Consider the following 16,281-nt stretch of genomic DNA (forward strand, 5'->3'; position numbering starts at 1 on the left):
TAATCCCTCCCGATGCTTCTATATCAGCCTTTGACGCCTGCGTTCGAAATCCCCTCGATATATTGGCGCTGGAACAGGAAGAAGAACAGGATGATCGGCAGCGTGGACAGCACGACCCCCGCCATGATCATCGGCGTATTCTCGAAGAACATATCCTTCACGCTGTTCAGGCCGACCACCAGCACATACATTTCCGGCGTATTCGCCAGCGTGCTCGGAACGAGGTAACTGTTCCAGGTTCCGGCAAATGCAAGGATCGACATCGTAATCAGCGATGAGCGGGCCAGGGGATACACGATCCGCCAGAAAGCGCCCATCTTCGTCAAGCCATCCATCCGCGCAGCCTCCAGGAACTCGTTCGGAACCGAGATGAAGAACTGGCGGAGCATGAAGATGTACAAGCCTTGATAGAGGAAGGGCACCGTCAATCCCCAGAACGTGTTCAGCCATCCGAGCTGCGCCACGTTCACGTATACCGGGATCAGGATCATATGGTACGGCACCATCATGGTGGCCACGACGATCCAATATATCAGTCCTTTTCCCTTGAAATTCAGCTTGGCCAGCGCAAAGCCGGCCATCGGGTTAATGATCAGGTTCCCGATGACAACGACGCCGGTCATGATCACGGTGTTCATGAACCATCTCGGCACGTTGTACGCATCGTTCGTGAAGAAGATTTTGAAGTTCTCGAACGTCCAGTTGGCCGGCGACGTCAGGGTATTGACATGGCGCATCGGGATGACGGACGTATAGATGGTATAGAGAAAAGGAAGGGCGAATAAGAGCCCCAGGATGATCGTGCCGATGTACAGAAACGGCCGACCTTTATTCGTTCGGGTCAACATTACTCTCACTCCTTCTCATCCAGGAATTTTTTTTGCAGGTACGTAATCAGCATGATGATCATGAAGAACAGCACCACCGCCGCGCTTCCGTATCCAATGTTCATGTAACGGATCCCGTGCTGGTAGAAATACGTTACCACCGTGCTGGTAGCGCCGGCCGGCGAGCCGAGCGCGCCATAACGGGAAATCGCGGCAATTTGGTCGTAGATCTGGAAACCGGCGATCGTCGACACCGACACGATGAAGAACGTGATCGGCTTCAGGAACGGCACCGTAATGTAGCGGAATTTGTTCCACTTGGACGCCCCGTCGATCTCGCCCGCTTCATACAGATCCTTCGGAATTTCCTGCAGGCCCGACAAGTACACAATCATGGTGAAGCCGGCTTGCTGGAAGATAAACAGAATACATACGAATAAGAGCGCATAGCTGGTATCCGCAAACCAAGTCACGTTCCCGAAGCCTAAAGCTCCGAAAAATTTCGTCAGGAAGGTGCCCTGCTTGAAGAGCATCATGAAGACGGTCGTGATCGCGATCTGCGAGGTAATATACGGAATGAAGAACACGGTCCGGAATATCCCCTTGCCCTTCAGCTTCTGGTTCACCAGGATCGCCAAGAGCAGACCGAGCAGGGTCTGAATCGGAATCGAGATGACCACGATTTCCAGGGAGTGAAGCAGCGCCCGGAAGAATTCTTTATCTTGCAGAATGGTGACATAGTTTTCGAGGCCGATGAATTTGGCCTGGTCCAGGGCAGCAAAGTTCGCATCCTGAAAACTTCTTACGAAAGACTGGATGAATGGATACAGAAACCACCATGCCCACAAAATCAAAAAGGGCAGCGTAAACAACCAGCCCAGCGTCTTATCGGAGTCTGCCAGCGAACGGAACCAGGATTGCCTGGTCTTGTTCCCTTTCATATCAGCGTGCTTGCTGCTGTAATCGGACATAAGTTATCCCCCGCTTCCAAACTTAAATTGGTTGGTTCATGAGAAACCCCCACAAAGTGGTGTGAACAAAGGCTCCCGCTCCCTGAGAACAAGGAGCGGGAGCGGGTGTTGCCTCTTTCTTATTTGAACTGGCTTTGAATGTCGTCGAGAATTTGCTGAGCCGTTTTACCGGAGCCGCCCAGAATCAGGCCTTCCAATTCTTTCACGAGCTCATCCGTAAAGCGCTTGGTATCCGTTGGATACCCATAGTCCGTGCTGTACTCCAGCGCAGGCTGCAGCGCCTTGAATTCAGGGTTCTTCTCGAAATACTGCTCGGACAGCGAGGATACGGCCGGATTGAAGCCGAGCTCCATGAATGCGGTTTGCGTATCGTCGTTGGTCATGTAATAAGCAGCCTTCAGCGCAGCTTCTTTGTTCTTCGCGTCTTTCAATACCATGTAAGCGTCAGAGCTCATGGTGCTTCCGTTCGTCGTTCCTTTCGGAACCGGAATGGCCACCATTTTCAGGTCCGGATTCGCATCCTTCAGGTACCCTTTGTACCAGTAACCGCCTGTACTCATAGCGCCCTGCCCATTGCTGAATACTTCGCCGTCCCAGCCGAAGCCGAGCGATTTCGGCGTAACCGCCAGTCCTTGGTCATACATGTCGATGATCATTTCCAGCGCTTTGACGTTCTCTGGGGAGTTGATGGTCGCACCATTGCCCCAGCCGCCGCCGAAGCTCTTCACGTAGTTCGTGATATGGAAGGCATCCAGGTTCACGATAATGCCCTTCACATCGCCTTTGTTCAGCACTTTGGCCGCATCGATAACTTCATCCCATGTGGTTGGGTACTCGCCGAGGCCGGCATCCTTCCACATTTGCTCATTGATGAAGAACATCGCCGGCATATCGCTGTTCGGCACGCCGTACTGCTTGCCGTCCACGTTCCAGATTTTCTTCGATGTATCCGGGAAACGGCTCATGTCCACGCCCGTGGTTTGAACCAGATCGTCGATCGGCGAGAACAGCCCTTTATTGATGTACTCGTAAGCACCTTCGTTGGACATCTTGATGAAGTCGGGCGCTACGCCCGCAGCAATTTCACCCGGAAGCGTGTTCCAGAATTGCTCGCTGCTCGGATATTGTTTAATTTTTAGTTCGATCTCCGGATACTGCTCGGAGATGGTGTCAGCCGCTTTCTGATAAATCTCCAAATCCTGCGCCGTACCCCAGAATCCGAAATTCACCGTTACTTTTTCAGCAGCGTCTCCGGCTCCATTATCTGTATTGTCAGCGCTTTTACTGCCGCCGCAAGCGGTTAAACCCACAACAAGAGCCAGGCACAAAACCAGCATGGCCGAAAACTTCTTGTTCCATTTACCCATGATGCTACCCCCCACGTTTCTTTTCGTTTTACCTTACATCTTCATGATAAAGAGCCGGGACAACAAAAAAAATTAATCAAATGATGATTAATTTTTTAAAATTGACTATTTTTTTATAAATAGATTGCACTGCACGAGCGTTTTTATGAAAAATCACACTTTCTTCTCTAATATCACACTTCATCTTTCCTATATTGTTTAGGAGAAAAGCCTGTGTATTTCTGGAATACAATGGCGAAATGGGCCTGATTATTGAATCCCACCATCTCGGCAACGTCATAAATTTTGTAGCGATAGTCCTTGAGGAGCACCTTCGCCTTCTCGATCCGAAGCTCGTTAATATAATCGAACAGGCCCTGACCGACCTCTTGCTTAAACAATCGGCTGACATAATTCGGACTGACGTGGAACAAATCCCCGAACAATTTCAAGGAAAGGCTCTCCGGGTAGTGCTCCTCCGTATATTCCATAATATTGCGCGTGAGCTGGCTGAAACCTTTCAGCTCCAGATGGCTGCGATTCTTGAGCCGCTCCTCGAACAAGGCACGGTATGCGGCCGACAGCTGCCCGAACTCATGGATCTCTTCAAAGGCCGATGTTTCTTCTTGAACGTCTCCCCCGCCCGGTACGCCCGTGCCCTCTCCGATCATAAACAGCAGACCTTCGTATACCTTGCGGACATCCTTCTCTTCCATGCATTCTTCTTGCGCCAGAAACCTCTCCCACTGGGACAGCAGCTCCAGGAAGCGCTCGTTCGCCTCCTCCCTGAGGGCAGACTTCATCTGGCTTAAATAGGCATCGGCCTGTCTATAGACGTGCTCACCCTTCTGTTTCAGATGCTGATAATAAAAGATCGACGTATCCGGGTGGTAGAATCGATGGGACAGCGCTTTGCCCGCCTGCTCGTAGCCCGTCCGAATGCCGTCGAAATCGGCAAACCAGTCGCTGATGCCCAGCACGATGTCGATATTGACAAACCGCTTGAGCGCCGAACTGATCATTTGCACCATTTTATTGACGCGCGTCAACGAGGCCAGCAGGCTTTTCAGCTCGCTGTTGCTGATGAATACGGCACTGCACTGTTCATCCAGCTGAAGATATTCGACTTCCTTCTCCGTGGACAGAATCTCGCTGACGACGTTCTGCACCGTATTCGGCAGGATCGACTCGGTTTCCTTGGCGTACCTTTTGATAACCGTGTGATAATCTTTGATTCTGAAAAGGACGACGTACATATTGCCCTCTTTGAGCTCCGTTTCATGCAGATCATGAACATGGCCTCGGAGAGCGTCAAATAATATCTGCTCCTTCCGGTTGCCCGCCGTAGCCGGCCCGACTTGAGCCGGAATCCCCCGGCTCCCAAACTGCTCCCGGACGCTCTTCAGCATCGCAGTCAGCTCGCGTTCATTCATGTCGGGTTTGTGGAAATAATCAAAAGCCCCCAGTTTCAACGCTTCCTTCACGTAGGCAATATCATCGAAGCTGCTCAACACGACCGTTTGAACCGGGATCTGCCGGTCCTTAATCGTCCGGAGCACCTCGAGCCCGTCCATCTTCGGCATTTTGATATCCAGCAGAACCACGTCCGGCACCGTTTCCGTTATCAGACGCAGCGCTTCTTCGCCGTCGCCCGCTTCACCGACAATGTCCACGCCCTGAGCTTCCCAGTCAATCGCCGATTTGATCCCGATCCGAACGAGCGGCTCGTCATCTACTATAAGTATTCGCACTTTCTATCACCCTGCTTCTTCTGTGATGATCGGAACCCGAAGCCATGCGACCGTTCCGCCCTGTTCTCCCCTTTGGATACACAGGCCGTACTCGGGCCCGAAATGAAGGGATATCCGGTTCCGTATATTGTTCAGTCCGATCGAGTTGAAGGTATCCTGCGGACCTTCCTGCTCCACCTTCGCCTGTCCGCCCTCCGGAAAACCGCGCCCGTTATCGCATACCTTCATGATCAGCGCATCCGATTCCTCATAAATCGATATGACAAGGCTGCCCTTGTAATCGATGCCTTCAAAGCCATGGAAAACCGCGTTCTCCACAAGGGGCTGAAGCAGAAACTTCAAGGTCCTATGATTCATTACGGCCGGATCCACCTCGTACGTGACATCAAATTTATTAAAATAGCGGAAATCGAGAATTTTCGTATAGTTCTCCATGAATTCGACTTCCTCTGCAATGGTCACGTAGTCGCCTTCCTTCTTCACCGTAAACTTGATGACCGAAGAGAAAGCCTGCAGCGCTTCTTCAATGCCCGTTGCCCCCTGAATCTTGGCCATCCACTTGATCACGTTCAGCGTGTTGTAGATAAAATGCGGACGAATCTGCGATTGCAGCGCATTCATCTCCAGGTTCCGCTTCTCCTCTTCCTCCACGTAAATCCGCTCGATTAAATCGCGAATTTCGTGCAGCATCTGGTCCACGGTATGACTAATCACCCCGATTTCGCCGTGCTGCTTCGTATCAAAGCTTACGTCAAGCTGACCTTGGGAGACAAGCTTCATTTTGCTGTTCAGCACCGCCAGCGGCTTCATGATCGTGGTGGCGATCCGGGCCGAGATCAGGATGGACAGCACGAGCAGCAGGATCAACGCACCGATCAGAATAGCCACCATCAGGTACACGATCGAGAACAAATCCTTCTTCGGGATGACCGTGACCGCCTTCCAATTCGCCATGGAAGAGGAAGAAGAAATCATGTAGGTATCCCGACTGATCTGCGTGTTGACCTGGCCGTCCGCGTTATATTGAAAGTCGCTTCCCAATACCTCGGACGCCGCCAGTCCGATTTCCTCGGGGTGAACGCTGTGCACGATATGATCGGTTTCGTCGATCAAGTAAAAATTCGTATTCTCGGAAAATGCCGACTCGCTCCACAGCGTCTTGAGTTTATCCACCGAAATATTAAAAAGGATAAACCCGAGATCCTCCTTCGTGTACGGATCCAAGATGGCCCTGCCCACTGACACGACCGGAATTCCCTTCGTTGACAGCAGTCGCTCCTGATGAATCCCTACCGGGACAAAGCCGCCATATGCTTCCCTGATCTTCCGGACAAAAGGCTCGCGGGTAAACTGCTCCTTGAAATAAGCGAAGTTCATATATTCCCGGTTGCTTCGGCCGATGATGGACCGGCTGTTCTCGTGGTAGATAACCACGGAGTCAATCAAGTCCGAATACAGCATGATCCCGCTCTGGATCAAGCCGTTCACTTTATCGAAATCCTGCCCCCGCTCCAGCAATGGATACGTCACCTTGCCGTAATCCTTCCGCATAATGGGGTACACCGTGGAGTCCTGGATCGGGAACATGGACAGCCGGAGCAGCGGCTGCAGGGAGGTATCGATATTTTTCATGATTTGTTTGTTGTTCTCCACGGCGGCATCAATCATCGTGCTCCGATTATTCTCCACGTAGACCCAGGATACGATGCCGCCGATCAGAAGGAGGGGAACGATGATGAAGGCGGAGAACGCCGCAATCAGTTTCTTCTCCAGACTTAAGTGAAGCATTTTCTGCTTTAGTTTCTTCATGGGCCGCGTCTCTCTTTTCTCGTTGTTCGATAGGATCGTCCTTTACCGCGCCGTTCCGCTTATTCGGAATTTTCTCGGCGTCATTCCCGTAAAATTCTTGAATAATTGCGTATAATAACTCTGGCTGCAGAACTTGAACGTAAACGCGATTTCGGATATCGACTGGTTCGTATTAGCCAGCAAATGCTTGGATTCCTCAATCTTCCGCCGATTAATAAAGGTGGTTATGGCTTCGCCTGTCTCCCGCTTGAAACGATCGGACAGGTAGCTCGGGTGAACCTTCAAATATTCCGCGACCCTCTGCAGGGTCAGCTCCTCGAAAATATGCTCCCGGATGTAATAGATCGCCAGGTTCACAATGTGAGAGAACGACACGTCTTCCTTCTCGGAGCGGATCATCGACACAAACTGCACCAGCATCTCATATTCAAAATGAACCAGCCGCTCCACATCGCTCATTCGCTCGATCTCGAGGATCAGCGTGTCGCTTAAATGAAAGGCGATCTCGGGATCCACGCCGCCTTTGATAATGGCCCGGGTAAATAAGGTGCAGGAGGCAATCAAGGCATTCTTCTTCGATCGAAGCGGATACGTCGCCAGCACGGCCGCTTCCAGCTCGTTAATTTTGCGCAGCATGTCCATGGCTCTATTCTCATCGCCGAAGCGGATCGCTTCCAGCAGCTCGTGCTCATAGTCGAACGGGGGATGGATAAAATTCTCGCGCAAATAATGCATGCGGGAAGAAAGGTAAAAGGGTTGGTTTCCAGAACGTGAAGGCTCTTTCATTATTTCCCCACCACCTAAAAATATTGATAAAAACCTTGATATTTTAGTATAACATAACTCCGATTGGCTCTAAAATTCAAGCATAACCATGCTAGGAAGGAAGTGTAGACCATGACCTGGAATATATCAAATCCTGATTTGTCGCAGCAAGCCCTGCTGAATATGGAAAGTATTTTTGCACTCGGCAACGGTTACCTGGGTGTGCGCGGCAACTTCGAAGAAGGCTACGGAGATCGCCTGTCCACCATTCGCGGCACCTACCTGAACGCTTTCCACGACGTGATTGAAATCCCTTACGGCGAGAAGCTCTTCGCCTTTCCCGATACACAGCAAAAGCTCGTTAACAATATTGATGCCCAAACGGTCCTGATCTATTTAGGCGACGAGAAAGAACCCTTCCGCCTGGATCACGGAACGATCACTGCCCATGAACGCCGCTTGCATATGGACAAGGGGTACTCCGAACGAATCGTGCAGTGGAAATCGCCCGAGGGCAAAGAGATCAAGCTGACCTTCCGCCGTCTGGTGTCCTTCTCGCACCGGGAGCTGTTCGCCATCGACGTTCGGATGGAGCCGGTCAATTTCAACGGCCAGGTTCGCATCGTTTCCACCGTGAACGGCAAAGTGAAGAACTACACCAATGCCAACGATCCCCGGGTAGGCGCAGGGCATGCGGAACGGATGACCGTCATCGATGCCGGCGTCAAGGGCAGCGATGCCTATGTCGTAGACGAGACGATGGCGTCCATGCTGCGTGCCGCTTGCGTGACCCGTCATCGCTTGAATGCCGATGCGGACATTCAGCTCGAAGCCGGAACCGGAGAGGTTACGTTCACGGCTGTCCTTCCATTGACCGGACCGATCCACTTTACGAAATACAATCTGTATACCGACAGTCTTCGTCACGGGCAAGAGATGATCGAGCGCAGCATTCAGCTGCAGGAGGAGTTGAAGGATACTTCGTTCGAGCAGTTGCTTGCCGAGCAGGGCGAGTATCTGAACGACTACTGGAAATCGGCCGACGTCGTGATTCAGAACGATGACCAGCTCCAGGAAGGCATCCGCTTCAATCTATTCCAGCTGCTGCAATCCGCCGGACGGGACAAGCACAGCAACATTTCCGCCAAAGGACTGAGCGGCGAAGGTTATGAAGGCCATTATTTCTGGGACACGGAGATTTACATGTTCCCTGTATTTCTGATGACGCAGCCGGACATTGCGCGCCAGCTGCTGCTGTATCGTTATTCCACGCTGGAGCAGGCGAGAGACAGAGCGCGGGAAATGGGACACCGGCAAGGGGCGCTGTTCCCGTGGCGCACGATCTCCGGAACGGAATGCTCCTCCTTCTTCCCTTCGGGAACGGCGCAATACCATATCAGCGCAGATATCGCCTACAGCTATATTCAGTATTATCTCGCCGAGCAGGACCGGGATTTCCTCTTGTCCTACGGGGCCGAGGTGCTGATCGAAACCGCCCGCCTGTGGGCCGACATCGGCCACTATTATAACGGCGCTTTCCATATCGATGAGGTGACGGGGCCGGATGAGTATACCTGCTGCGTGAACAACAACTATTACACGAACGTCATGGCAAAGCATAACCTGAAATGGGCCGCCAAAAGCTGCGCCATTCTGGAATCCCACGATGCGCAAGGCTTCAAATCCCTGTGCGGCCGACTTGGCGTAACCGCGGATGAAATTTCCGCTTGGGCGAAGGCGGCGGACGCCATGCTGCTCCCGTATGATGAAGCACTCGGCATTAACCCACAGGACGATACGTTCCTTCGCAAAGCGGTATGGGATTTCGAGAACACGCCGGAGGACAAATATCCGCTGCTGCTGAACTATCACCCGCTCACCATTTACCGTTATCAGGTGTGCAAACAAGCCGATACGGTGCTCGCCCACTTCCTGCTGGAAGACGAGCAAAGCTTGGAAACGATCCAGCGTTCGTATGATTACTATGAAGGCATCACGACGCATGATTCGTCGCTGTCTTCCTGCATCTTCAGCATCATGGCCTCAAAGATCGGCAATATGGACAAAGCGTATGAGTATTTCATCGAGACGGCACGCCTCGACCTGGACAATACGCACGGCAATACGAAGGACGGCCTGCACATGGCCAACATGGGCGGTACCTGGATGTCGATCGTCTACGGCTTTGCCGGCATGCGTCTGAAGGAAAGCGGACTTTCCCTCTCCCCGGCCATTCCGAAGGACTGGGAGAAGTATGCGTTCCGCTTGAACTTCCGCGGCCGTCTCATCGGCGTATCCATCGAAAAGGACGGCGTGACCTTGGAGATCGTCGAAGGCGATTCCATCGAGATCAAGCTGTACGACGAGGCCATAACGCTTGAAGCCGGGAAACCTGTGAAACATGCGCTGCAGAGCAAATAACGATGTTTAGGCATTAGATGCTTGCCTTCCCTAAACGTAGGGCATCACTCCCGGTTTGCGAGGAAAACGATCGATCGTCAAATTTTTCGACATAGTTTTCTATGAAAACAGACCGCGATAAACCGTCATTTTTCTTGCGTTATCCGGAAGTCCCCGTCTCGGGCTTATACTTTCTGATATCTCAAAAAGGAGCTATAAGATATGAATGAAACACGCAAGCTGAAGGCTGTCATCTTTGACTTGGACGGCGTCATTACCGATACCGCGGAATATCATTATCAGGCATGGAAAGCCACGGCAACCGAGCTGGACATTCCCTTCACGAGAGAATTCAACGAGAATCTCAAAGGGGTATCCCGCATGGATTCCCTGAAGCTCCTGTTAAGCCAGGCGGAGACGCCTGTAAGCTATTCCGATGAAGAGCTGGTACGGCTGGCTGACCGCAAAAATAAGCGGTACGTCGAGCTGATCGAAACGATCACGCCAGCCGACCTGCTGCCAGGGATTACGGAGTTTGTCTCAGACATCCGGTCGGCCGGCCTGAAGACCGGCATCGCGTCCGCCAGCAAAAACGCCATCGCCGTGCTTACACGGCTTGGGGTCATGGACCAGTTCGACGTGATCGTCGACGTAACCAAGCTGAAGAACAATAAACCGGACCCGGAAATATTCCTCACCGCTGCCGCAGAGCTTGGCGTAGAGCCTGCCGACTGCATCGGCGTGGAGGATGCCGCCTCCGGCGTTGACGCCATCAAGGGCGCCGGCATGTTCGCCGTCGCGATCGGCAACGCCGCGCATTTCCCGCATGCGGATATCGTGCTGTCCAGCACGAAGGAGCTGAATTTCCGTGAGCTGGCGCAGAAATTCGAAGGTTGATAAAGAAATGTAAGGGTGCTCCTAAGGGAGCGCCCTTTTTCGTATGCCCTCCCATTTTTTGCAACCTCCCGCCATCTTCGTTAGACTGTAGTTGGTAGTGAGTACAGTAACCTTCCGGTATGTAAGCATGAGCATCATATCGAGAATACGATAAAGGGGACTTTCCATGGAACAGGCTGTCTTGGATCAAGGGGCCGAACGATTCGGCCGAGGTTCTTATTCGCTGAAGTTACTTGGGGGATTCGATCAGAATGTATTTGAATACAACGGTGAAGACGGACGACGCTTCATTATGAAATTCCTGGACGCGTCCAAATACCGCAAAGCCTCGATCATTCGCGAGCTAACGTGGATGGCCTATCTCGCCGAGCAGGGTCTGAACATGGCGGTGTCCATTCGATCTGCTCAGGATCTTCTTATTGAAGAGGTAACCCATGAATCCAAGCGATACCATGTCATTGCCTTTACGAAGGCTCCCGGCAGCCCGTTAACGGATGTAACATCGGATTTTGCGATAATCAAGCAGTGGGGACGCGGGATGGGCCGTATGCATAAGCTCGGCAAAAAGGACGCCACCGCTTCCTCACTCGTGCATCGAATGGCGTTTCCCCAATGGAATGATCATGTGATTTTTACCGATGCGTTCCCGGAGGCTGCAGGTGAAAGAGTCCATACGCAGTGGAAGCAGTATCTTAAGGAATTGGAGTCCCTCCCGCAGGATGAGGAAGGCTACGGCATCGTCCACAATGACCTCCACCATCACAACTTTCACGTACATAACGGGGAGATCATCTTTTTCGATTTCGGGGATGTCTCGTACCATTGGTTCGCCTACGATATCGCCATCGCCATCTATCATGCGGTTCAGACGGTTCCGGAAAACCGGAAAGCCGAGTTTGTGGCCCGATTCTTCGACTCGTTCTTGTCCGGCTATCTTCAAGAGAATACGCTTAGCGAGGAATGGATCCAGCGGATCCCCTTGTTCATCGACTTTCGCAATATCTACTCCTATGTCTACTTCGCCAAATTCGTAAATTGGAATGAGATGGATGAACGCACCCGGAAATATCTGTTAGCGATGAAAGCGGATATTGAGGCAGGCAAATCCGTTGTAAAGCTGTCTATTTAATAAGAGAAGGAAGATTGCTCTGCCATGAAACCTAAATCCAAACATCTCCGCCGGCTCGGGTATTGGGGCCTGGGGCTGCTCCTCTCGGCCATCCTTCTATACCTGCTGTTCCTTCGCCCCACGCCCATCAAGGTGGGTGGATTTACGTCCTCTGCGGATGAAAATACCATGATCTTCGAAGTGATGAATAAGGGATTCGCCGATGTGAAGCTGCTGGACGTGCGGGTGAATAATGGCATGAAGCCCGCCAAGGCCGAGCTGGGCGTCAGTTATTCCCTTCATCTGGTCGGCGGCGAAGGCCTTGATGAAGATCCAGATATCGAATTCGTCGATATTCGGGAGGTGCCGTTAAAGCCCGAGCTCATGCCGGACGAGAAGAGAGCCGCGCTCGATCAAGGTTCGCGGATTCCGCTTAATTACGGCATCCGTCTTTATAACAATCAGCCCATCACCCAGATTGAAGTGAAATATAAGTATGGGTGGATCACTTTTACGAGAGAGATGCCGATGGGGCGATTTTTCAATAAACCTTAATCATCATCGATGTGTTGCTGATAGCTTTCCTATGATACAATCTCCGCCCAGCGGGATAACGTCTCCTCAAAAATAAGATTGGAGATTTATGGACGATAAAAAACCGGGCTGCAGCAGCCCGGTTCATGATCCAACTAAGATGACACAACATAATGATTCATAAAATCCCGCAGTGCAGCCTCCATACCAGGCTCCCCACCGTCTTCGAGCCATGAATCCTGAAGAACAAGATAGCGGCAGGCGCTGCTCTGCAAATAGCTGTAGATGATTTGTGCAGCATCGATATCTTCCCGGGTAACCTCAGTAGATTCGCATTCCAAATCACTCGTGAAATAGCTGAGGATCAAGGCTTTGACCCTCAGCCTCAACGTTTCAATGTCCGCCGTGGTAGCCACAGAGCATCGCTCGCTGTGCAGCACAACGTTCCCCTTAATCAGGAATAACTTGATCGTATCTTCGTTTAAATACTCATAGACAACGATGCTGTGATTCTCTACGGCGAACTCGATCACATGCCGTTTACTTAAGAGCAAGTTCACCGCCTCCATGCCGTCCCTGTATTTTGCAGCCTGCTCAAAATCGAAACGCTCTGCGGCGCCCAGCATGGTTCGCTCCATTTCATCATATAAACTTCGGTCGTCCCCTTGAAGCAGAGCAATGAATCGATCCATGATTTCATCAAATTGCCGCGCGGTTTCGCCGCCAAGACACTTGCCAAGACAGAGGCCAATCGAATAATTCAAGCAGGGAGTATTTGCCGAAGAAGCGGCAGGTGCATGATTGCAGGCGATTTTACAGCATTCCTTAACCTTCTGAACTGCATGTTCAAGACTATGTCTGCTGGCTGTATAGGGGCCGAAACAACGAGACGGTTTGTGACTGCCTTCATCCAATGTATCTGTAATTTCCAGCCATCGCCAATCTCGTTTTTGCCGCAATACGATATAACTATAACCTAGCGGATTTTTCATCTTGCGGTTATACATCGGCTTTATGTCCTGAATGAGCCTGCATTCCAGCATGAACGCCTCAAATTCCGTGTCGGTGACGATATGCTCCAGGTCTTTGACATGCTGAACCAGCCTCTTCACTTTGGGGGAGTGCGATTTATTGTTGTAAAAATACGATTGTACTCTTTTCTTGAGACTTTTGGATTTGCCAACGTAAATGACCGTTCCCCGCGAATCTCTCATGAGATATACGCCCGGCGACAGCGGCAGCTCTTGTATTTTTGTTTTCATTTTGACTGTCGATCCTCTCAACGAATCTATCAAACATGGCGTTTTCGTCACTTCCAAGATACCATAAACACACCAAAAAGCACCACATTCACGGGCTGATTCAACTCGCTGAACGTGGTGATTTTATTAGGGATTAGGGCTACAGCCTCTATGCGCAGAAAACTGAGCCATGCACAAAGTCTGGGCTAACTCCTCGCTGCAATAACATAGAGAGACTATCTATTATTATAATATAGCTTTTTCTAGTACACCTGAAAGAAGCATAGTCATATTCCTCTACCTTCGCATTCGATACTGCTGCCGGTATGTCCTTGGCGACAGCTGAACCGTCCGCTTGAACATCTTCCCAAAATGGGAGAAGTTGCTAAAGCCCGATCGCCAGGCGATATCCGTGATGGAATCATCGCTCTCCCGCAGGAGACGCTGCGCTTCCTTGACCCGAAGCAGGTTGAGATAATCGCTGAAGGTAAATCCCGTCGTCTGCTTGAACAGCCGGCTGAGATAGTGGGGGCTGATCCGGAACGCCTCCGCTACCTCGGGCAGCGTTAAGGCCTGCCGGTAATTGTCGTTAAGATACCGGACGACCGCCTGGGTCTTCGGATGAAGGACCGGCTCCGTATCGGCCGAACGGACCGTGCCCAGATGCCGGCTGCGGTAGGCAAAGAGCAGTAATTCGACCGTTCGGTGCCGAAGCAGCCAGCTGCTTCCGGCTTGAGGATGGATCATCTCATTCACCATGTCGCCGACCATTCGCTCCACCGCTTCACTCGCTGGCGAAGGAAGTCTTAGAATCGGAACATCCCAACCGAACGGCTCCTTCAGCCCCTCGGCTAGTTCAGGCGGTACGGTCAAATCCGCGAACAATTCCGGGCTTAAGTAGAGGACAAGGCGATCATGGTCGGGCCGCCCGCTGTCCAGCGTCTTATGAACGGCATTTCGGTCCACGAAGACAAGATCGCCGGCTCGAACCCGGTAAGAACGGTCCTTGATGAAGTAGATCCGCTCGCCCGATAACAGGTAATACAGCTCGTAATGATCGTGAAGGTGGTCAACCGTCATCGAGAAATATCCAATACGGCGGTCATATTCAATGTTCAAATATCCGGTGGGATCATGGTAATCCGCTCGAAACGGCTTCGTCATGTCGCTGCCCCCTTTTCTTGGATTATAGCAAAATATGCGGCATTTGAAAGCGATTACGCATAAAATGCGGCGAAATCAGTGCTCCCTTGTTATAGGCTAGAGCTATATTTAAGGAGGCGATAGAGATGAGTGACAAGAAACGCTATGTATTGGTCGGTACCGGCGGCCGCGCCGAATTTTTTTATGGCGCCCTGGCCCAAAACTTCCGCGACAAATCCGAGCTTGCTGCCTTTTGCGATATCAATCAAACCCGCATGAATTACGCGAATCAGCTGCTGCGGGAAAAATATAAATACGCCGAGGTGCCTACCTACCCCGCGGACCAATTCGACCGGATGATCGAGAACGAGAAGCCCGACTTCGTCATCGTGACCAGCATCGACCGGACCCATCACAAGTATATTATCCGCGCGATGGAGCTTGGATGCGATGTCGTGACCGAGAAGCCGATGACGATCGACGAGGAAAAATGCCAGGCCATCCTGGATGCCGCCAAGCGGACCGGACAGAACATCAGGGTCACCTTCAACTACCGTTACGCCCCCCACCATACCAAGGTACGGGAATTGATCATGAACGATACCATCGGCCAGGTGACCTCGGTTCATTTCGAATGGCTGCTGAATACCCGCCACGGCGCGGACTACTTCCGGCGCTGGCACCGGGACAAGCGGAACAGCGGCGGATTGCTCGTCCATAAATCCACCCATCACTTCGACCTGGTCAACTTCTGGATCGGGTCCCATCCTGAAACCGTTTTCGCATTCGGCGATCTCATGTATTATGGTAGAGAGAATGCCGAAGCGCGGGGCGTTACGCAATTCTATAATCGCGCGACCGGCAACAAGGTTGCGAAAGAGGACCCTTTTGCGCTCCATCTGGATTCCGATGCGCATCTCAAAGCCATGTACCTGGATGCCGAGCCGGAGGACGGCTACCAGCGGGACCAAAGCGTATTCGGGGACGGCATCAACATTGAAGATACGATGGGCGTCCTCGTGCGATATCAGAACAAGGCCATTTTAACGTATTCGCTGGTCGCCTATCAGCCGTGGGAAGGCTATCGCATCGCCATCAACGGCACCAAAGGCCGGATCGAGATGAACATCGTCGAACAATCCTACGTCAATTCACTGGGCGACAAGAGCCTGGAAGGCGCGTTAATCGGGAAAACGCTGCGGGTGCTTCCGATGTTCGATGCCCCGTACGAGGTTCACGTCGAGGAGCAGCAGGGCGGACATGGCGGGGGCGACCCGGTGCTGCTGAATGATCTGTTCGGGGAACCGGTGGAAGATCCTTATGCCCGCGCGGCCAACCATATCGATGGGGCGAGATCCATACTGACAGGAATTGCAGCCAACCGCGCCATCGCCACCGGCATGCCTGTACGAATCGGTAATTTGGTTCGTTTCTAAGCCGTACACGGCTGCTCCAAGCATTTTTCCTTCAAAGGCTGCGTATTTTGCGC

The 16,281-nt window shown here is 51.9% G+C and carries 13 protein-coding genes; 5 read left to right on the forward strand and 8 right to left on the reverse strand.

The genetic code is table 11. From position 1 onward, the window contains the following. Window positions 1-23 precede the first annotated feature (23 nt). The 6 genes from RB298_RS26165 to RB298_RS26190 all read right to left on the reverse strand — a co-directional run bounded on the left by RB298_RS26165 (window position 24) and on the right by RB298_RS26190 (window position 7,490). A complete protein-coding gene (locus RB298_RS26165) occupies window positions 24-848 on the reverse strand; it encodes a carbohydrate ABC transporter permease (RefSeq protein WP_009593690.1) in 825 nt (274 codons plus the stop codon). A gap of 5 nt (window positions 849-853) precedes the next feature. Continuing rightward, the gene (locus tag RB298_RS26170; RefSeq protein WP_486049266.1) at window positions 854-1,798 is read right to left on the reverse strand and encodes a carbohydrate ABC transporter permease; all 945 of its coding nucleotides are present in this window, start codon (window positions 1,796-1,798) and stop codon (window positions 854-856) included. A gap of 119 nt (window positions 1,799-1,917) precedes the next feature. Beyond that, window positions 1,918-3,165, reverse strand: a complete 1,248-nt coding sequence (locus RB298_RS26175) for an ABC transporter substrate-binding protein (protein WP_277747672.1) — start codon at window positions 3,163-3,165, stop codon at window positions 1,918-1,920. Between the two features lie 173 nt (window positions 3,166-3,338). Next, complete coding sequence (locus RB298_RS26180) at window positions 3,339-4,895, reverse strand: response regulator (protein WP_486049268.1); 1,557 nt, start codon at window positions 4,893-4,895, stop codon at window positions 3,339-3,341. Window positions 4,896-4,901: 6 nt separating this feature from the next. After that, window positions 4,902-6,704 (reverse strand): sensor histidine kinase, encoded by a 1,803-nt coding sequence (locus RB298_RS26185; RefSeq protein WP_277747670.1) that lies wholly within the window; start codon window positions 6,702-6,704, stop codon window positions 4,902-4,904. Between the two features lie 42 nt (window positions 6,705-6,746). After that, complete coding sequence (locus tag RB298_RS26190; protein WP_096774748.1) at window positions 6,747-7,490, reverse strand: helix-turn-helix domain-containing protein; 744 nt, start codon at window positions 7,488-7,490, stop codon at window positions 6,747-6,749. Between the two features lie 111 nt (window positions 7,491-7,601). On the opposite strand from RB298_RS26190, the gene RB298_RS26195 reads away from it, so the two are divergent. From RB298_RS26195 to RB298_RS26210, 4 genes are all read left to right on the forward strand, one after another. Continuing rightward, window positions 7,602-9,890 carry a glycoside hydrolase family 65 protein gene (locus RB298_RS26195; protein ID WP_486049270.1) on the forward strand — a complete coding sequence of 763 codons (2,289 nt, stop codon included), beginning with the start codon at window positions 7,602-7,604 and terminating at the stop codon, window positions 9,888-9,890. 201 nt (window positions 9,891-10,091) lie between these two features. Then, complete coding sequence (gene pgmB / locus RB298_RS26200) at window positions 10,092-10,766, forward strand: beta-phosphoglucomutase (RefSeq protein WP_486049272.1); 675 nt, start codon at window positions 10,092-10,094, stop codon at window positions 10,764-10,766. Window positions 10,767-10,932: 166 nt separating this feature from the next. After that, window positions 10,933-11,895 carry a phosphotransferase enzyme family protein gene (locus RB298_RS26205; protein ID WP_486049274.1) on the forward strand — a complete coding sequence of 321 codons (963 nt, stop codon included), beginning with the start codon at window positions 10,933-10,935 and terminating at the stop codon, window positions 11,893-11,895. Window positions 11,896-11,919: 24 nt separating this feature from the next. Further along, entirely contained in the window at window positions 11,920-12,429 is a 510-nt protein-coding gene (locus RB298_RS26210) for a hypothetical protein (protein WP_486049276.1), read from the forward strand. A 134-nt stretch (window positions 12,430-12,563) separates the two neighbouring features. Here RB298_RS26210 and RB298_RS26215 read toward each other — a convergent pair whose 3' ends face one another. Together RB298_RS26215 and RB298_RS26220 are read right to left on the reverse strand one after the other, a co-directional pair. Then, window positions 12,564-13,670 carry a GIY-YIG nuclease family protein gene (locus RB298_RS26215; RefSeq protein ID WP_486049278.1) on the reverse strand — a complete coding sequence of 369 codons (1,107 nt, stop codon included), beginning with the start codon at window positions 13,668-13,670 and terminating at the stop codon, window positions 12,564-12,566. 276 nt (window positions 13,671-13,946) lie between these two features. Beyond that, window positions 13,947-14,813: a helix-turn-helix domain-containing protein gene (locus RB298_RS26220; protein WP_486049280.1), complete on the reverse strand. Its 867-nt coding sequence runs from the start codon at window positions 14,811-14,813 to the stop codon at window positions 13,947-13,949. A gap of 125 nt (window positions 14,814-14,938) precedes the next feature. Here RB298_RS26220 and RB298_RS26225 point away from each other — a divergent pair, with 125 nt between their 5' ends. Beyond that, window positions 14,939-16,228 (forward strand): Gfo/Idh/MocA family oxidoreductase, encoded by a 1,290-nt coding sequence (locus RB298_RS26225; RefSeq protein ID WP_096774755.1) that lies wholly within the window; start codon window positions 14,939-14,941, stop codon window positions 16,226-16,228. Window positions 16,229-16,281 lie beyond the last annotated feature (53 nt).

This window comes from Priestia sp. BR_2, assembly GCF_041954005.1.
GTDB classification, from domain to species: Bacteria; Bacillota; Bacilli; order Paenibacillales; family Paenibacillaceae; genus Paenibacillus_AQ; species Paenibacillus_AQ lautus_A.